This window comes from Haloarcula litorea (genome assembly GCF_029338195.1).
In the GTDB taxonomy this organism is placed as follows: Archaea; Halobacteriota; Halobacteria; order Halobacteriales; family Haloarculaceae; genus Haloarcula; species Haloarcula litorea.
In genome coordinates, this window is the sequence record NZ_CP119779.1 from 1,523,625 (window position 1) to 1,541,108 (window position 17,484).

At 70.9% G+C, this 17,484-nt stretch carries 21 protein-coding genes; 7 read left to right on the forward strand and 14 right to left on the reverse strand.

Annotation, left to right across the window (positions count from 1 at the left end; genetic code table 11):
- Positions 1-14 precede the first annotated feature (14 nt).
- A complete protein-coding gene (locus tag P0592_RS08095; RefSeq protein ID WP_276273766.1) occupies positions 15-893 on the reverse strand; it encodes a PhzF family phenazine biosynthesis protein in 879 nt (292 codons plus the stop codon).
- Positions 894-999: 106 nt separating this feature from the next.
- Here P0592_RS08095 and P0592_RS08100 point away from each other — a divergent pair, with 106 nt between their 5' ends.
- The 3 genes from P0592_RS08100 to P0592_RS08110 all read left to right on the forward strand — a co-directional run bounded on the left by P0592_RS08100 (position 1,000) and on the right by P0592_RS08110 (position 2,301).
- Positions 1,000-1,611 carry a DJ-1/PfpI family protein gene (locus tag P0592_RS08100; RefSeq protein ID WP_276273767.1) on the forward strand — a complete coding sequence of 204 codons (612 nt, stop codon included), beginning with the start codon at positions 1,000-1,002 and terminating at the stop codon, positions 1,609-1,611.
- Positions 1,612-1,714: 103 nt separating this feature from the next.
- On the forward strand, positions 1,715-2,110 hold the full coding sequence (locus tag P0592_RS08105) for a DUF2178 domain-containing protein (protein ID WP_276273768.1): 396 nt from the start codon (positions 1,715-1,717) through the stop codon (positions 2,108-2,110).
- Positions 2,107-2,301 (forward strand): helix-turn-helix transcriptional regulator, encoded by a 195-nt coding sequence (locus P0592_RS08110; protein WP_276273769.1) that lies wholly within the window; start codon positions 2,107-2,109, stop codon positions 2,299-2,301. The genes P0592_RS08105 and P0592_RS08110 overlap by 4 nt, the downstream gene beginning before the upstream one ends.
- 100 nt (positions 2,302-2,401) lie before the next feature.
- Here P0592_RS08110 and P0592_RS08115 read toward each other — a convergent pair whose 3' ends face one another.
- Positions 2,402-3,475: a Gfo/Idh/MocA family protein gene (locus P0592_RS08115; protein ID WP_276273770.1), complete on the reverse strand. Its 1,074-nt coding sequence runs from the start codon at positions 3,473-3,475 to the stop codon at positions 2,402-2,404.
- Between the two features lie 57 nt (positions 3,476-3,532).
- Complete coding sequence (gene rnz, locus P0592_RS08120; RefSeq protein WP_276273771.1) at positions 3,533-4,456, reverse strand: ribonuclease Z; 924 nt, start codon at positions 4,454-4,456, stop codon at positions 3,533-3,535.
- A 196-nt stretch (positions 4,457-4,652) separates the two neighbouring features.
- On the opposite strand from rnz, the gene P0592_RS08125 reads away from it, so the two are divergent.
- The 4 genes from P0592_RS08125 to P0592_RS08140 all read left to right on the forward strand — a co-directional run bounded on the left by P0592_RS08125 (position 4,653) and on the right by P0592_RS08140 (position 8,900).
- Positions 4,653-5,867, forward strand: coding sequence for a DUF7282 domain-containing protein (locus tag P0592_RS08125; protein WP_276273772.1), 1,215 nt, complete (start codon positions 4,653-4,655; stop codon positions 5,865-5,867).
- 336 nt (positions 5,868-6,203) lie between these two features.
- A complete protein-coding gene (locus tag P0592_RS08130) occupies positions 6,204-7,460 on the forward strand; it encodes a DUF7282 domain-containing protein (RefSeq protein ID WP_276273773.1) in 1,257 nt (418 codons plus the stop codon).
- 54 nt (positions 7,461-7,514) lie between these two features.
- On the forward strand, positions 7,515-8,174 hold the full coding sequence (locus tag P0592_RS08135; protein WP_276273774.1) for a potassium channel family protein: 660 nt from the start codon (positions 7,515-7,517) through the stop codon (positions 8,172-8,174).
- 252 nt (positions 8,175-8,426) lie between these two features.
- On the forward strand, positions 8,427-8,900 hold the full coding sequence (locus P0592_RS08140) for a DUF7384 family protein (protein WP_276273775.1): 474 nt from the start codon (positions 8,427-8,429) through the stop codon (positions 8,898-8,900).
- On the opposite strand, the gene P0592_RS08145 is transcribed toward P0592_RS08140, so the two are convergent.
- The 11 genes from P0592_RS08145 to P0592_RS08195 all read right to left on the reverse strand — a co-directional run bounded on the left by P0592_RS08145 (position 8,897) and on the right by P0592_RS08195 (position 17,440).
- Positions 8,897-10,597, reverse strand: coding sequence for a methyl-accepting chemotaxis protein (locus tag P0592_RS08145; protein ID WP_276273776.1), 1,701 nt, complete (start codon positions 10,595-10,597; stop codon positions 8,897-8,899). The two genes, P0592_RS08140 and P0592_RS08145, sit on opposite strands and share 4 nt — an antisense overlap.
- A gap of 131 nt (positions 10,598-10,728) precedes the next feature.
- A complete protein-coding gene (locus P0592_RS08150; protein WP_276273777.1) occupies positions 10,729-11,502 on the reverse strand; it encodes an SDR family NAD(P)-dependent oxidoreductase in 774 nt (257 codons plus the stop codon).
- Positions 11,499-12,155 carry a non-canonical purine NTP pyrophosphatase gene (locus P0592_RS08155; RefSeq protein ID WP_276273778.1) on the reverse strand — a complete coding sequence of 219 codons (657 nt, stop codon included), beginning with the start codon at positions 12,153-12,155 and terminating at the stop codon, positions 11,499-11,501. The genes P0592_RS08150 and P0592_RS08155 overlap by 4 nt, the downstream gene beginning before the upstream one ends.
- Positions 12,156-12,204: 49 nt before the next feature.
- Positions 12,205-12,483 carry a DUF5808 domain-containing protein gene (locus tag P0592_RS08160; protein WP_276273779.1) on the reverse strand — a complete coding sequence of 93 codons (279 nt, stop codon included), beginning with the start codon at positions 12,481-12,483 and terminating at the stop codon, positions 12,205-12,207.
- A gap of 305 nt (positions 12,484-12,788) precedes the next feature.
- Positions 12,789-13,103, reverse strand: coding sequence for a nucleoside triphosphate pyrophosphohydrolase (locus P0592_RS08165; protein WP_276273780.1), 315 nt, complete (start codon positions 13,101-13,103; stop codon positions 12,789-12,791).
- 47 nt (positions 13,104-13,150) lie between these two features.
- The gene (locus P0592_RS08170; RefSeq protein ID WP_276273781.1) at positions 13,151-13,567 is read right to left on the reverse strand and encodes an EamA family transporter; all 417 of its coding nucleotides are present in this window, start codon (positions 13,565-13,567) and stop codon (positions 13,151-13,153) included.
- A 38-nt stretch (positions 13,568-13,605) separates the two neighbouring features.
- A complete protein-coding gene (locus P0592_RS08175) occupies positions 13,606-15,429 on the reverse strand; it encodes a bifunctional N(6)-L-threonylcarbamoyladenine synthase/serine/threonine protein kinase (protein ID WP_276273782.1) in 1,824 nt (607 codons plus the stop codon).
- Positions 15,430-15,435: 6 nt separating this feature from the next.
- Positions 15,436-15,570, reverse strand: a complete 135-nt coding sequence (locus P0592_RS08180; protein WP_276273783.1) for a 30S ribosomal protein S27ae — start codon at positions 15,568-15,570, stop codon at positions 15,436-15,438.
- On the reverse strand, positions 15,570-15,878 hold the full coding sequence (locus P0592_RS08185) for a 30S ribosomal protein S24e (protein WP_276273784.1): 309 nt from the start codon (positions 15,876-15,878) through the stop codon (positions 15,570-15,572). The genes P0592_RS08180 and P0592_RS08185 overlap by 1 nt, the downstream gene beginning before the upstream one ends.
- A 128-nt stretch (positions 15,879-16,006) precedes the next feature.
- Positions 16,007-16,357, reverse strand: coding sequence for a zinc ribbon domain-containing protein (locus P0592_RS08190; protein WP_276273785.1), 351 nt, complete (start codon positions 16,355-16,357; stop codon positions 16,007-16,009).
- Between the two features lie 75 nt (positions 16,358-16,432).
- Positions 16,433-17,440 carry an AAA family ATPase gene (locus tag P0592_RS08195; RefSeq protein ID WP_276273786.1) on the reverse strand — a complete coding sequence of 336 codons (1,008 nt, stop codon included), beginning with the start codon at positions 17,438-17,440 and terminating at the stop codon, positions 16,433-16,435.
- Between the last annotated feature and the right edge of the window lie 44 nt (positions 17,441-17,484).

Below are 17,484 nucleotides of genomic sequence, written 5' to 3' on the forward strand. Positions count from 1 at the left end.
TATCGGCCGCCCGGTCAGAGCAGTTCGCCGCGCGCCACCGGCACCACGTTCCCGCCGACCTCGACGTCGACCGCGTCGCCGCCGGCGTCGGCCCGGAGGTGCAACAGCGACGGCCGCCCCATCTCGTGGCCCTGCTCGACGCGGGCCTCGACGGTCGCGTCGCCGAAGTACTCGTGGCGGGCCAGGTAGGCCGCGAGACAGCCGTTCGAGGAGCCGGTCGCGGGGTCCTCGGGCACGTCGTAGAAGGGCGCGAACACGCGGTCGGCGAGGTCGTTGGCGTCCTCGCGGGGGTCCGGACAGAACGCCAGCACGTTCTTGGCCGCGCGGTCGCCGGTCACGCGGTCGTACGCCGCGGGGTCGAGGTCGATGCCCGTCACCGCCGCCCGGTCGACCAGCGGGACGACGACCGTCGGCAGGCCCGTCGAGACGACCTGGACCGGCCAGTCGGGGTCGACGGCGTCCTCGGGCAGCCCGAGCACCTCGGCGAGGTCGGCGTGGGGGAGTTCCTCGCCGAACTCGGGCGGCTGCTGGGTCATCCACAGCGTCTCGTCGCCGTCGACGGTGCGGACCTCGACCGGCACCTCGCCGACGCCGAGGTCCAGCACCACGTCATCGGGGCGGCCGTCGGCGAGGTGCGTCCGGATCACGTGGGCCGTCCCCAGCGTCGGGTGGCCGGCGAAGGGGATCTCCTCGACGGGGGTGAAGATGCGGACCGGCCAGGCCCCGTCCTCGGGCGGTCCCGTGACGAACGTGGTCTCGGAGTAGTCCATCTCCGCGGCGACGGCCTGCATCTCCTCGGTCGACAGCCCGCCGGCGTCGGCCACGACGGCCAGCTGGTTCCCGGCGTACCGCTGGCGGGCGAACACGTCGACGAGGTGGAGGGGGCGGGACATACCGGCGGCTCGGCCGCGGGGTCAAAGAGCGTACCGGGACAGTGTGACGACACCGCACGGTCCGGGAACGCCACACAGTTTAGGCCACCGGGTCCCACGATCGGCTATGGAGACGGTCGCCATCGCCTGCTACGACGGGTTCGACGAACTGGACGCGATCGGTCCCTTCGAGGTGTTCGAAAACGCCGCCCGGTTCGGGGCCGACTGGGACGTGACCCTGCGTGGAGTCCGGGACGCCGGAGACGTGACCGCGAGCCACGGCCTGTCGGTCGGCGTGGACGGCCCGCTCGCGGACGCGGAGCCCGACCTGCTGGTGGTCCCCGGCGGCGGGTGGAACTCGGGGGCCGACGCCGGCGCTCGGGCCGAGGCGGAACGCGGGACGCTCCCGGACGCCGTCGCGGCGGCCCACGACCGCGGGGCCACCGTCGCGGGCGTCTGTACCGGCGGGATGCTCCTGGCTCGTGCCGGGGTGCTGGACGGACGCCCCGCCGTCACGCACCACGGCGCGCTCGACGACCTCCGGGCGACCGCCGCCGAGGTGGTCGAGGCCCGCGTCGTCGACGACGGCGACGTGCTGACCGCGGGCGGCGTCACCTCGGGGCTGGACCTGGCGGTCCACCTCGTCGCCCGCGAGTGGGGCGAGGAGGTCGCCGACCGCGTCACGGCGGAGATGGAGTACGAGCCCCGCGGGCGCGTCCACGTCGCGGGCGAGCGGTGAGCCGACGAGCAGGGGGAACCGAGCGGTAGATTTAAGCTGCTGTGTAAAGCACGTTTTACACGTAAAGCGAGCTTTACGGAAAACGCGCTTTACGTGGTTCCCGATGACGACAGCCCAACACCGAACGACGACGTATCGACGCGCCTTCGCCGGCCTCTGGGCCGGCGCGGGCCTGCTGCTCGCACTGCTCATCGCCGCCGGCTACCCGCTGGTCGGGGTCGCCGCCTTCGCCGTCTGCGCGCTGGCGGCGATCGGCGTCCAGTACCGGTCACAGGCGGTCCTGTTCGACGAGCGCGACACCAGCGTCTTCGAGGCGGCCGGCGCGAACACCGTCGCCGCGGTCGGGATGAGTTCGGCGGTCGTCTTCCCGACGATGACCGCGCTCCGGGCGCTCGGCCTCGTCGAGTGGCCGCTGTGGTTCGCTCACCTCGCGTGGTTCGTCGCCGGCCTGTTCGCCCTCTGGGGGGTCCTGCTCGGCGTCGCCCGGGCCAAGCGATGAACAACCGGCTGCCGGAACTGCGGGGGGAGCGCGGCGAGAGCCAGGCGGACCTCGCCGCCGCCGTCGACGTGACCCGTCAGACCATCAACGCCCTGGAGCGGGGCCGCTACGACCCCTCGCTGGAACTGGCGTTCGCGCTCGCCGACCACTACGACTGCGCCATCGAGGACATCTTCGACCCCTCGGGCTAGAAACGGCTCCGCCACTGCCGCGACGGACGCGGTGTTGACAGCCTTCTCCGGCTCTCGGCGGTCGCGGCGCGGGTGAGCCAGCGGCCTCCCGCGTACGCGTCTACGCCTCCTGCCGGGCTTCCTCCAGCAGCGCCTGCACGTCGACGGCCTCGCCGGTCCGGCTGCTCTCGATGGCGGCGAAGACGATGGCCATCGACTGGAGGTTGTCTTCGACGCGGGTGGCCATCGGCTCGCCGCCGTCGAGCCAGTCACAGAACTGCTCGATGAGCCAGGCGTTCTCCCAGAGGGGGCGCTCGGCCATCGGGACCGCCTCGCCGTCGCCCTTCCCGACGCCGGTCCAGTCGCCGACGGCGTCGGGGTCGTGGGGGAACCGCTCGACCTCGCGGCGGTCGAGCACGAGCGTCTCCTCGCGACACTCCGCCCGGAAGTACTCGTGGCCCCAGCCGTTCAGCGTCGTGGCGTTGGCGTAGCTGCCCTCGTACTGGGCGCGGGTCCCGTCGGCGAAGTGCAGCGTCACCAGCCCGGTGCAGTCGCCGTCGTAGTCGGCCCCGTCGGGGACCCAGGTGTCGGCGTAGACCCGCTCGCAGGGGGCGTCGGCGAAGGAGGCCAGCATATCGAGGTGGTGGACCGCGCCGTCGAGCAAGAGCATGTCCGCCATCTCGTGGACGTAGTCGGAGTAGTACCCGCGCTCGCGGACGTTGCCGGTGTAGCGGGCGGTGAGGTAGTCGACGGGGCTGGCCTCCCGCAGCGCCCGGCGGAAGGTGGTCTTGTCCCGGTCGTAGCGGTGGCTCATCGTGATCCCCATCTTCGCGTCGGCGGCGGCGACCTTCTCGGCGATGCGGACCGACCCTGCCAGCGTGTCGGCGATGGGCTTCTCCGAGAGGATGTCGACGCCGTGGGCCAGCGCGGTGTCGACGACGGCCTCGTGGGTCGAGGGCGGCGTCACGACCGAACAGCAGTCGGCGTCCTGCTCGGTCAGGGCGGCGTCGAGGTCGGTGTAACAGCGGTCCGAATCGAGGTCGAGCGCGCTCTCGGCGCGGCGCAGTCGGTCGGGGTCGGTGTCGACGGCGGCGACGACTTCGAGGCGGTCCGCGTCGACGTTCGGCGGGATGGACTCGTGGATCCAGTGCTGCCCGCGGCCGCCGAGGCCGACGTGTACCATCCGGTGTGTCATTGGGCGCGGTATCGTATCCAACGGTAAAGGTGCATCCATTCGCCGGCCGGCACGGCGCTACCCGGCGTCGGGGTACTCGACGTGGCGCTGCTGGCCGTCCTCGGCGACGAACACCTCGCCGTCGAACCGCTCGCGGGCCTCGCTGGCGAGCCGGTCCGCCTGGCCGGCGTAGCGCGTCGAGACGTGTGTCAGCGCGAGCGCCCGGACGCCGGCCCGCCGGGCCACGTCGGCGGCCTCTCTCGCCGTGGAGTGGGCCGTCGCCTCGGCTCGCTCCTTGCGGTCCTCGGCGAAGGTGGCGTCGTGGACGAGCAGGTCCGCGCCCTCGGCGGCCTCGACGACCGACCCCGTGGGGAGCGTGTCGCCGGTGTAGACGAACGTCCGACCGGGCCGGGGCGGCCCGACCACCTCGTCGGGCCGGATCGTCCGGCCGTCGTGCTCGACCGGCTCGCCGCGGTGGAGCTTCGAGTACTTCGGCCCCGGCGGGATCCCCAGTTCCTCCTCGGCCTTCTCGCGGTCGAACTCGCCCTTGCGGTCGTCCTCCGCCAGGACGTAGCCGACCGAGGCACACCGGTGCTCCGTCGCGACGGCCCGGACCTCGTACTCCGGGCGGTCCAGGACGGTGTCGCCGGCCGACACCTCGCTGATGCGGACGGGGTAGGACGGCGTCGTCCCGTTGGCCTCGATGAGCTGCCTGAGGTTCCCGCGGGTGCCGGCCGGCGTGTGGAGGGCGACCGGCTCCTCGCGGTCGTTGAAGTCGAAGGTCTGCAACAGACCGGGGATCCCGAGGACGTGGTCGCCGTGGAGGTGCGTGACGAAGAGGTGGTCGACGGCGAAGCCGGTGCCGTAGCGCATCATCTGCCGCTGGGTCCCCTCCCCGCAGTCGAACAGGAGGTAGTCCCCCTCGCGGTTGACGAAGATACTGCTCGTGTTGCGCTGGGTCGTCGGGATGGCACCGCTCGTCCCGAGGAACGTCACTCGCATCGGTTCCACGTGGGCCGCCGGCGCGTAAACGGGTGTCGAAACGGGAGTGGGTGGGGTCCTCACCGGTATCTGACAAGGGTCGACTTTCGGTTTCGTTGCCGTCCCCTTCGAATCTGAACTGTCTGACCGGTTTATCGACACACATCCTCTCGCCACGAGTGCGTCGCCCGCAACGGGCGACAAGAGATCGCTATCTATGACACGACGACGAAAGACACTTGCACTCCTCTTGACCGCACTGGCCGTCACCGCCGTCGCCGCGCAGGCGGGCGCGGTGATGGCACAGGGGAGTGCCCAGACGGAGAACGGAACGAGCAACCAGACAGCGACCGCCGCGACCGAGACCGTCGGGAACCAGACGGACGACGCGGCTGTCGCCGATAGCACGACTGTCGCCGATAACACGACTGTCGCCGATAACACGACTGCCGCCGGTAACGCGACTGCCGCCGGCAATATGACTGCTGCCGGCAACGAGACGCTGGCCGCCGATCCGTCGATCACCGTCGAGGAGCAGACGAGCGACGGGACGACGGTCACCGTCTCGAACGTCACGCTCCCCGAGGGCGGCTACGTCGTCATCCACGACGAGCTCGCACGGGAGGGTGACCTGCTCAACAGCGTCATCGGGACATCGGAGTACCGCCCGCCGGGACAGTACGACAACGTCACCGTGACGCTGTTCGCCGAGTCCGGCACCGACGACACCGAGGACGCCGCAGACGGGAACGAGACCGCCGACGACGAGACCAGCAGCGCTGTCGTCGACGAGGGCACGCAGAACGCCACCGTCGACGACGCGTCTGCAGGTAGCGACACCGTCTCGAACGGGAGCGCCGACACCGCCACGACGGCCGACAACGGTACGACGGCTGCCAACGGCACGATGACCGACGGGAACGCTACGACGGCCGACAACGGCACAACCGCCGACGATGCGACGGCGGCCGACGGGAACACCGACAACGGTACGATGGCCGAGAACGCCACCGCCGATACCGGCAGGACGACGGACGCGGCCGCCAGCAACGACACGACGGCCGAGTCCGCCGCACGACTCTCCGAGGACAAGACGCTGACCGCCATCGTCTACCGGGACACGAACGAGAACCAGGTGTTCGACTACGTCGACACGTTCAGCCTGGAAGACGGTCCGTACACCGTCGACGGTGAGCCGGTCGCCGACAGCGCGAACGTGACGGTCGGCGACGAGGCGGACGACGCGACCGACGGGGACGCGACCGCAGAGGGTAACGCGACCGACGGCACCGACACCGCCGACGGCAACGCGACAGCCGGCGACGAGGCCGCCGACGGTAACGCGACCGAGGGCGACACCACCGGCGGCACCGACACCGCCGAGGGTACCGAGACGACGGAGACCGGTACCGCGACGGAGTCTTCCGCCTGAAACCGGGGTCGTCCGACCGGACTCTTATCCGCCGACCCGTTCGACGCCGGAGCCGCGACCGGACAGCTCGTGAACCGCCGGCCGCAACGAGGCAGACCGCGACGAGCTGGCCCGCCGAACAGCGCTGCTTACTGGGCCACCCGGATCACTAACTACGACTTGTCCCCTCGGCGCGCACTCGATAAGCGGGCGTTATCGTCGGTCGGATGAACTAAACCGACGTTATCCGGCGGATGGGTGATCCTTCGCGTCTGAAACGTCGGAGCGGTTTATTCGGTCTTGGCCCTCACCCATATCCGGATCGGACCGCACGAGCGGCCCGCCACCGGCTCCCCTATGACACAGACAAAGCTCATCGCCCTCGCCCTCGCTCTCGTCGCCGTCGGCGGCGTCACCGGGGTCACGGGCACGCAGGTCGCGCCGGTCGCCGGCAACGACGAGGAACCGTTGCCCGGCGCAGGAAACCAACCGACAGCGACCGCCTTCGAGGTATCGAATCTGAGCGCACCGGACAGCGTCGCAGCCAACGGAACCGTCACCGCCGTCGCGACGGTCTCGAACCCGACCGACGGCGAACGCACTGAGTCCGTCGCCTTCCGGATCGGCGGCGCTGTCGCCGACCAGAAGCCGGTCCGACTCGCCGCGGGTGAGAGTCGGACCGTGTCGTTCACTGCGAACACCAGCGGCCTCGAGGCCGGCGAGTACGTCCACGGCGTCTTCGCCGCCGAGGACGGTGCCGTCGGCACCATCACCGTCTCCGAGTCGTTCACGCTCGACTCGCTCGAGGCCCCGGCCAACGCCACCGTCGGTGACACCGTCACCGTCAACGCGACGGTGTCGAACCCGAACGACTTCACGGCCAACCAGTCCGTGGAGTTCCGGGTCGGCGGCACCCTGGTCGCGGAGCAGCCGCTCTCGCTCGCCGCCGGCGAGTCGGCCAGCGTCACCCTCGACCTCTCGACGGAGGGCGCGGCACCGGGCGAGTACGTCCACGGCGCGTTCACCCGTGACGGTGGCGAGTTCGCGACGCTGACGCTCGAACCGGCACCGCCCGAGACGGCCACCGTGACCTTCGACGACCAGGCCTCGAACGGGACGACAGTCGTCGTGCGGAACGTCTCGCTCCCCGCCGACGGCTACGTCGCGATCCACGACGAGACGCTGCTCCAGGGCGAGACCGTCGACAGCGTCGTCGGCGTCTCGGGGTACCTCGAGGCCGGCGTCCACGAGAACGTCACCGTGACCCTGTTCGAGGTCCCCGGGACCGAGTTCGACGACCCGGGCCTGACCAGCTCGCAGGCGCTCATCGCGATGCCCCACGTCGAGAGCGGTGACAACCAGACCTACGACTTCGTCCGCACCAACGGCACCGAGGACGGACCGTTCACCGTCGACGGCCAGGCCGTCGTCGACACCGCCATCGTGACCGTCGCGGACGACGGCGGCGAGGAGCCGACCGAGACGGCGACCGAGGAGCCGACCGAGACGGCGACCGAGGAGCCGACCGAGACGGCGACTCCCGGCGAAACCGACACAGAGACGCCGGAGGAGACGGCCGCGCCCACCGGTACCGAGACGGGGACGCCCGCCTGACGGCGGCCCTGTCACACGTTCACATTTTTGTACCCCGGTGCCGTACGCCAGTCTATGAAGTTCCTCATCGTCGGCTACGGTCGCGTCGGGACCCGGACGGCTCACATCCTCCAGAGCGAGGGCCACGAGGTCGTCATCGTCGAGCGCGACCAGGACAAGGTCGAGCGTGCCCGAAAAGAGGGATTCACGGTCGTCCAGGGGGACGGCAGCGAGGAGTCGGTCCTCCGGGAAGCGGGCGTCGAGTCGGCCGACGCCATCGGCGGCCTGACCGGCGATCTGAACACCAACTTCACGGCCTGTATGGTCGGCAAGGAGCACGGCTGTCGGACCGTGTTGCGCATCGACGCCGACTACCGCGAGGAGATCTACGAGAAGTACGCCGCCGACGTCGACGAGATCATCTACCCCGAACGGCTGGGGGCCGCCGGCGCGAAGACGGCGCTGCTGGGCGGGGACTTCAACGTCCTCGCGGACCTCACCGAACGGCTCTCCATCGCCAGCGTCACCGTCCCGGAGGGGTCGCCGTTCATCGGCAAGCGCGTCGTCGAGGTGGACCTGCCCGGGGACGCCCACATCTACGCACACGGCCGCGGCCACCAGGCGATGACGATCCCGCTGCCACAGACCACCATCGAGGCCGGCGACAGCGTCGCGGTGATGGCCGCGCCCGACGGGCTCGAGAACGTCCGGGCGTCGCTCAAGGGCGAGGCGTGAGACCGGAAAGGGGTGCGGTGTCCGGGCGCGCGATGGGAGGATAGGATAAGTGGTCGCCGGTGCGCGCCCGTGTCGAAGCGAGCACACCGGCGGACATAAACACCCGTCAGACAGACGGCAGACGGCCCGGCTTTTTGCCGCTCGGTCCCGTCCGTTCGACCATGACCTGGGCCGACCTGTTCGAGCGGGGCGAGGAGTACGAGACGACCGTCGCGGCCGTCCGGGAGCGCCTCCGCGACCGCCGGGAGACCGATGCCTGAGGCGTCGCCGGCCCGCGTCGTCGCCGACGCCGACGTGCTCGCGGCGGACCTGCTCTGTGGCGACGGCCCGGCCCGGGCGGCGCTGGACCACGTCCGTCGGCACTCCTGGGTCCGGCTGGTCGCCAGCGACCCGCTGCTGGACGACGCCGAGGCGGTGATCCGTGGCCTCTCGACGGCCGCGCTGGCGGGCGACTGGCGCGAGCGCGTCGAACGGGAGCGCGACCCCGTCGACCATCCCGAGGGGGACCACCCGGCGCTCGCCTCGGCCTACCGGGGCGGGGCCGCGCACCTCCTGAGCTACGACGAGGGCCTGCGCAGCGCGGAGACGGGTCTGTCGCTCCAGCCGCATATGCAGGTGAGCGTCCGGCCGCCGGACGCCTTCGCGCGGTTGTTCGACCCCGAGTCGCTGTACGAGGCCGTCGAGGGCGGCGCGTACCCGGGGCCGGACCGGGACCCGCGGGCCTAGTCGTCGGCGCTTGCGGCCTCGGCCGTGCCGACCGGCCCCGAGTCCGCCCCCTCGCGATCGACCTCGAACCGGGCGAGCCGATCGTGGAGGCCGTCCGTCCGGTCGGCGACGGCCCGGATCTCGCGGGTCACCTCGGAGATCGTCGCGGTCTGTTCCTCCGTCGCCGCCGCCACCGACTCGGCCTCGGCCTCGGTCTGGTCGCTGACCGACGCCAGCGCGTCGACGGCCTCGACGACCTCCTGGGTGCTCTCGGCCCCCTCGCTCGTGGCCGCGGAGATCTCCTGGATGGCGTCGTCGACCTCCTCCAGCACGTCGACGATGTCCTCGAAGTCACGCAGCGCCGCCTCGATGGTGTCGGTACTCTCGTCGACCTGTTCGTTGGTCGCCTCGACCTCGGCGACGGTGTCGGCGGCCGCGGTCTGGACGGCGTCGATGCGCTCGGAGACGTCGGCCGCGGCGTCGCGGGTCTCCTCGGCCAGGGCCTTCACCTCGTCGGCGACGACGGCGAACCCGTCGCCGCCGGCGTCGGCCCGCGCGGCCTCGATGGAGGCGTTCAGCGCGAGCATGTTCGTCTGCTCGGCGACCTCCGTGATGACCTCGACCACCTCGTCGATCTCGGCCACCTGCGCGCTCAGGTCCTCGACGGCGTCGGCGATGCCGTCGATGCGGGCGGCCATCGCCTCCAGTTCGTCGATGGCCTCGGCGGCGGCCTCGCGGCCCTCCCGCCCTCGGTCGGCCCCGCGGTCGGCGGTCGCCGCGGCGTCCTCGGCGGTGGCGGCGATCTCCTCGACCGTCGCCGAGAGCCGCTCCATCTCGCCGGCCACGTCGTCGTGGCGCTCGGCCTGCCGGCTGGCCCCGGCCGAGATCTCCTGGACCGACCGGGCGATGTCGTCGCTGGCGTCGTCGACCTCCGCGACGCTCTCGGTGACGCGGTCGGTCGTCTCGCTGACCTCGTCGGCGAAGGCGGCGACCTCGCCGACCGTCTCGCCCAGCGTCGTCACGAGGTCGTTGTAGTCGGCGACGACCCGCTGGAACTCCGGATCGACGTCCTCGAACTCGGCGTCGATGGTGGCGGTGAGGTCGCCCCGTTTCGCTCGCTCGGCGGCGTCGCCGAACGCCGTCACGAGGGCCGACAGCGCCTCGGAGCGCCGTTCGAGGTCCTCGGTCAGCGTCTCCAGTTCGGTCGTGTACTCGGTCATGTTCGTCGCCATCCGGTCCAGCGACTCGCCGAAGTCCCCGGGCACCTCCTTGTCGAGGACCTCGGCGTCGAACTCCTGGCGGGCCAGCGCGTCGGCCTGCCGGGAGACGGTCGACAGCGAGTCCTGCATCGCGGCGAAGGAGGCGACCAGGCTCGCCACCTCGTCGTCGCGGTCGCTCTCGGGGACGTCGACGGCAACCTCGCCGGCGGCGATGCGGTCGGCCCGTCCCGCGAGGTCGACCACCGGGTCGACGAGGTCCTCGCGGGTGATGAACACGGTGTTTGCGAAGGCGACGGTCGCGCCGGCCAGCAGCAGGCCGGTCAGGACGAACTGCGCGGTCCCGTCCAGCAGGAAGGCGACGGCGGCCAGCGCCACCGAGACCCCGAACTGGATGCCGACGGCGGCGAGGACCTTCCGCTCGATGGAGCCGGCGACGCCGAACAGCTCCAGCGACGCGCGTATCGATCGCTTGTACCGGGCGAGCAGGGGCGATGTCATACCGAACACTTTCGCAGGTCGGTACTTAAACGGAGAATCGCGTTCCCGACGAGTGAAAACGTCGACCCGGCCGAGACACGCGTCTCGGAGGCCCAACGGAGCGATCCGGTCGCCGTTCTCGCCGACGAGAACTACCGGTCGCTGTTGACCCACCCGGCGACGCGGCGGACCACGGGTCGGGGCATCACTCGCCCGAGGAGGTCGACGGCCCGCATCGCTTTGCTCGGGATCACGACGGTCTCGCCGGCCAGCAGCCCCTCGTAGGCGGCCTCGGCGACCGCCGCCGGCGCGTTCGACGTGAGGCTGCCGACCGTCGAGTCGCCCATCCCCGCCCGGTCCTGGAACTCCGTGTCGACCGGCCCGGGACAGAGGACGGTGACGGTGACCTCGTCCCGCAGTTCCTCCGCGATGGCCTCGCTGAAGCTGTTGACGTAGGCCTTGCTCGCGTAGTAGGTCGCGAGGTTCGGGCCGGGCTGGAAGCCGGCGACGGAGCCGACGTTCAAGACCTTCCCGCCGCCGTCGAACTCGTCGAGGAACAGCCGCGTCAGCTCGACGGGGAGCACGACGTTCAGGCGCAGCTGCGTGCGTTCGGCGTCGAGGTCGCTGTCGGCGAAGGGACCGTAGGTACCGACGCCGACGTTGTTGACCAGGATCGAGACTGAGAGTCCCCGCTCTGTGACCGCCTCGTGGAGGTCCCCGGCCGCCGTCGCGCGGTCGAGGTCCATCGCGATCGGCGTGGCGGCGACGCCCTCGCCGTCGAGGTCGTCGGCCAGCGCGTCCAGCCGGTCCTCGCGCCGCGCGACCAGCACCACGTCGTGGCCGTGGGCCGCGAACTCGCGGGCCAGCGCTGCGCCGATGCCCGAGGACGCGCCCGTGATCAGGGCCGTCCCGGCGTCGTCGCTCATCGGTCGGCGTCCGCGTGCCAGGCCGCGAACTTCGAGAGCGCGCGGCCGCGGTGGGAGACGGCGTTCTTCTCCTCGGTGCTCATCTCGGCGAAGGTGCGGCCGTCGTGCTCGAAGATGGGGTCGAAGCCGAAGCCGCCGTCCCCCCGCGGGGCGACGATCTCGCCCGGGACCCGCCCCTCGAACAGCTTGACCGGGACGGCGTCCTCGCCGCCCCGGACCTGCGCGTCGGTGGTCGCGGCGTCGCGGTCGTCGGCCGCGAGGTCCTGGCCGCGGCGGTCTTCCCGGTCCACCGGTTCCGGGGTCGCCGCGAAGTCCGCCCCGTCGCAGTAGGCGATGACCGTCTTGAACGCCGCGCCGCGGTCCGGTTCGGGTTCGGTCATCCGCCAGACGCGCTCGACGCCGACGGTGTCCTCGACGTACGAGGAGTACGGCCCCGGGAAGCCGTCGAAGGCGTCGACGAACAGCCCCGCGTCGTCGACGATGACCGGCCCGTCGGCCGCCCGGTACGCCGCCCGAGCGCCGTGGGCCGCCACCGCTCGGAGGCTGTCGGCCTGGATCTCGGGGTAGTCGAAGTCGAACTGCACCACCTCGTCGTCGAGGTAGTCGGTCGCCTCCCGGACCTTCCCGGGGTTGGTCGTCACGAAGTTGAGCATACCGGCACCCGGGCGGCCCGGGAGAAAGAGGCGTCGAAACGCGGCCCGCTTAGTCGACGACGACCTCGACCGGCTCGTCTTCCTCGTCCTCGTCGGCGAAGTCCTCGCCGCCGCCGTTCCGTTCGAGGTACAGCATCGCGCCGGCGACCAGCAGGACGACCCACGACCGCCAGTTCGCGAGGTTCAGCGTGTAGCCGATGCCGAAGGGCTTCTCGACGAGCATCCCGTCGCCTGGCTGCCAGTACGAGGAGACCAGCCGCTTCAGGCTCGGTCGCTCGAAGTTGTACGGCACGCCGAACAGCGTTCCGGACTGGGGCTTGTCTGCCATACCCGCCCCTTCACGTGCAGTCGTTAAGTCAGTTGTCCACCACCTCTTTCGACGGGGGCTCGGCGAGCGCGGTGCGCTCGCCTCAACCCCGTCCAAAAACGTGGTCTTGCTGAGCGGAGTCGTTCGAGGGGCGCAAGCGCCCCTCGTGATGACGAGAGAGCTTTGCTCTCTCGAACCACGAAGCAAGGCTCGAAAGACGAACGCAGTGAGTCTTTCGGTGGCGAAAAACCGGGACCTCGCTTCGCTCGGTCCCGCGAAACTGCGGCCTGGGGCCGCAGTACGCTCTCCGCCGATTCGCGATGGCCCTACTCTTCGACCCGCTCCAGCGCGACCCCGTCCTCGAAGCGGCCGCGCTCGTCGGCCTTCCGCTCGCGGATCGCCTGCAGTTCCCCGTCGCCGATGTTCCGGGCGTCCCGTATCGCGTCGACGACCTCGAGGACGTCGGCCAGCGCCTCGGTGGCCCGGCTCTCGCGGTACTCCGCGGCCTCCTCGACCAGTTTGGCGGCGAGTCGCTCGTCGTACGCCTCGCCTGCGACCTCGTGACAGACGGGCGTCTCGCCGTCGGCCTCGATGACCTCCGGAATCCGGTCCCTGACCAGCTTGTCGTACTCGCGTGGCACGGTCGTGGGACGGCCGCCGGGGTGTTCGATCCCCCGTTCGGTCGCCGCTACTCCACCGACGTCAGGTACACCGCCAGCACCGCGAAGCCGATGCCGGCGACCTTCCGGGCCGTCAGGGACTCCTCCAGGAACAGGATGCCGACGATCGAGCTGGTGGCGATGAACATCCCGAAGACCGGGACGACGACGCTGATCGGGCCGGCCGCCAGCGCCCGGTAGTAGGCGATGATCCCGACGGCGAGCGCGATCCCGGCCCCGTAGGCGTAGATCGCCCGGTCGCTGGTGAGGTAAGGAGTGACCGAGACGTCCGTGGCGACGACGAGCGTGCTGGCGGCGACGACGAGGATGCCGTTCGAGATGAGGACGACGACGTCGCTGGGGATCTCGGCCGTCGCGAGCTTCGCCAGCGGCGGGACCAGCGTGTAGCCGGCGAGCGCGACGACCGCCCAGACGAGATAGTTCATGGCCGGGCCAAGGCCCGCCGGGGCCGTGTGCGTTCCGGTTACTGGTACCGGCCCCGCCCCTCGATGTCGGCGAGGCTTGCGAAGACCGCGTCGGCGTGGTCGCTCTCGGCGCGGTAGGCGTCGCTCGCGGCCTCGAACAGCGCCGCGGGGTCGTCGGCGGTGCCGGCCAGCGACTGGGCCAGCACGTGCAGGTCCATCGCGTGGTCCTCCGGTTCGTCCGTGTAGTAGCCCAGCCCGAAGTCGACGAGGAAGGTCCGGTCCCCGCCCTCGCGGGCGTCGTCGGCTCGCTCGTCCGGCGACGGATCGGGCCGCCCGACCCTGACGTTTCGGGTCGTGGGATCGCCGTGGACGAACCCGGCGTCGTGGATCCGCGCGAGGTGCCGGCCCACGTCGGCGACGGCCGCGGCCGAGAGGCGGTCCCGGAGGTCCGCGGTCCCGACGTGCTGGACGACCAGTCGCGCCTCGTCGGGGTCGACGTCCAGCACCAGCGGCGTCGGGACGCCGTGCCGGCGGGCGTCGCTGATCAGCCGCGCCTCCTGGCGGGTGCGCTGGACCCGCAGGCGGTCGTCCAGCGTCGGGTGCCGGTAGCTCCGCGGGACCCGCTCCTTGACCACGCGGTCCGGGCCGATGGTGACCGTCGCCTCCGCGCCCTGGACCTCGTTCTCGCGCTTGACGGCACGGTCGACCGACTCGGCCGCGCCCGCTCGCGGGCGCTGCCCGCTCGCCCCTCCGGCGGGACCCACGGGCTCCCGCCCGCGCCAGGTGACGTCGACCTCGTCGGGCCGGAAGTCCGAGTCGATGCCCGACTCCTCGATGGCGAGGGTGTCGCCGGCGGCGTACATCTTCGCGCCCAGCACCGCGATCATCCCGGCGTTGTCACGGAGGAACCGGTCCTCGGGGGCGTGGAACTCCGCCCCGCGCTGCTCGCACATCTCCCGGAGCATCCCCTGGAGACGGTCGTTCTGCCCGACGCCGCCGCCCAGTACGAGCTCGTCGGCCCCGGTCAGCGACAGCGCCCGCTCGGAGACCTCCGTCAGCATCGCGAAGACGGTCTCCTCCAGGCCGCGACAGACGTCCTCGACCGGCACGCCGTCGTCGTATGCCTGTTTCGCGGCCGACATAATACCCGAGAAGGAGAAGTCCATCCCCTTGACCACGTACGGGAGGGGGTGGTACTCCCCCTCCTTCGCGTGGGCCTCGACCTTCGGCCCGCCGGGGTGTTGCCAGCCGACGTGGCGCGTGAACTTGTCGATGGCGTTGCCGACGCCGGTGTCCATCGTCTCGCCGAGCACCCGGTACCGGCCGTTGCGATAGCCCAAGACGTGGGCGTTCGCGCCGGAGGCGTTCAGACAGACCGGCGAGTCGAACCCGGAGCGGTGGCGACCGATCTCCAGGTGGGCGACCATGTGGTTCACCCCGACCAGGGGCACGTCGAACCGCTGGGCGACGGCGCGGGCCGCGGTCCCGACGATGCGCAGACACGGGCCGAGGCCGGGGCCACGCGAGAAGGCGACGGCGTCAATCGGCGATGCCGATTGGCCCGAGGAGGTCCCCTCCTCGACGTCGATCGGCGGCCCGTCCGCTCCGTCGGCTCGCTCGCGCGCGTGCAAGAGTGCTGTCTCGACGACCCGGGGGACGGCCTCGCTCATGTGTTCGGCGGCCTCGCGTGGGTGGATGCCGCCGCTCTCGGGCTGGTAGGCGTCGGTCTCGATGAAGACGTGATCGTCGCCGGCGCTACTGGGATCGTCGGTCTCGTAGACGCCGGGAGCCCGCTCCCGAGCCTCCGAGACCGACAGATGGTCGGTCTCGTAGACCGCAGCGCTGGCTGCCCACGCGGTACCTTCGATGCCGAGAATCCGCATCGCGCCCTACTTCCACTCGGTGTAGCCGCACTTGCCGCAGTGCTTGCGGTCGTCGTGGTCGGCCAGCACCGTGTCGCCACAGCGGGGGCAGGTCTCGCGCTCCAGTTCGCCCTCGTCGTTGTAGTACTCGTGGTGGGCCATTATGCCTCCTCGGCCTCCTCGTCGGTCTCGGCACCGATCTTGTTCCGTTCGAGCATGTGGTCCTGCTCGACGTCGCGGGCGTACTCGGGGCTGTCGTAGACCTTCGCGTAGCCGACCGTCTTGCGCATCCCGAACTTCGTGTCGAGTTCGTGGATGACGACCTCGTCCGAGTCCTTGTTCAGCGTCGCGGCCAGCGAGTCGCGCACGGAGAGCCGGGACGGCGTGGCCTCGTCGTGGACGACCTCGAAGCGGACGTCCGTTCGGTGCAACATCGGATTGTCTTCTTCCTCGACGATGTCGATATCCATAGTTCGTTGCCTCTATGTCCCGTCGAAGCGCCTAAAAGGATTTCGAAGCCGCCACTCGGCCGTCTCAGGGTCGCTCGGCGCGTCTCCGCGGCGAGAGGGGACCGGCCCGACCGCGCGACCGTCCCGTCTCACCCGAGGAACAGGTCGAGTATCGCGCTCGGGCTGGTCCCCTTGTAGAACTCCGTGTAGCCGCAGTTCGTACAGGAGACTGCCCTGAACTGTCGGTTCTGGATGTCGAGCAGCCGCGTCGGGCCGCTGCCGGTCACGGCGACCTCGTCGACCTCGGCGTCGTCGTGGCCGCACTTCGGACAGCCCGCCGCCAGGCCCGGCGTCGCCACGTCCACGCCCTCCTCGGCCGGCTCCGCGTCCGCCAGCGACGCCTCGCAGCTCCGGCAGAACGACCAGTCCGGCGACGCTCGGGTGCCACACTCGGGGCACTCGACGTAGGTGGCGTCACGGTCGTCGTCTGTGGGGACCATACGCGAGGGGTGGACCGCCGGCGGCAAAGGTCTTGGCCGCCCGCTCCGCGACGCCGACCGCGGCGGGTCGCCCCCTCAGAGCTCGCCCAGCTGCGCGAGCAGCCGCGAGAGGTGGATGCGCTCGTTGGCGGCGTCGGTCAGGGCCATGTCCGTGTCGCCGGCCAGCCGGTGGACCTCCGCCAGCTTCCACCCGGAGTACCGCGACCGGGCGACCGACAGCAGTTCGTCCAGGACGTCCTCGGCACCGTAGCCCTCGTCGACAAGTAGGTCGTCGAGCGTCGAGCGCGCGTCGGTGAACCGCCCCTCCTCGGCGGCCGCGACCATCCCCTCGACGGCGTCGTCGGCCTCCAGCGCGTTCAGCGCCTCGTAGGCCGTCTCCATCGTCACCTCGCCGTGGTCCTCGTAGGTGGTCTGGGCCGACAGCACCGCTTTCCGCAGGTCCCCCTCCGCGTAGCCGGCGACGTACTCCAGTCCCTCGTCGTCGTGGGCGACGCCCTCCGCGGTCACGACGTCTCGCAACACGCCGACCGTCTCCTCGTGGCTGGGGGCTCGCATCACGACCGGGAAACACCGCGAGCGGATGGGGGGGATCAGCGCCGAGGGCTGGCGCGTCGCGACGACGAACTGCGTGGCCTCGTAGTACTGCTCCATCACCCGGCGCAGGGCCTGCTGGAAGTCCTCGCGCATCCCCTCGGCGTTGTCCAGCAGGATCGTCTTGTAGGTCCCCGAGACCGGGGAGTAGCTTGCCGACTCCTTCAGGACGTGGTTGATGAGGTCGGCCTTCGAGGACTCCCGGCGGCGCTTGCTGTCGATGAACGACGAGAAGCGGGGGTCGTTTGCGACCTCCTTCTTCGTCATGTCGAAGACGTCGGCGACGTTGAGCTCGGTGAAGTCGGCGTCGGGGTTGTCGTGGACCTCGTCGGCCAGCGCCCGAACCGCGGCGGTCTTGCCGGCCCCCTTCGGGCCGTGGACCAGCAGGTTCATCGGTTCCTCGACGGCCCCTCGCAGGTGGTCGCGAGCCTGCGGCTGCGGGATGTCGGACAGCGTCGGAGCGTGGGTCTCGGTCCACAGCGGCGCGTCCATCTGTCGGCCGGGGGTACGCGAGGCCGCGACAAGTATCCCGCGGT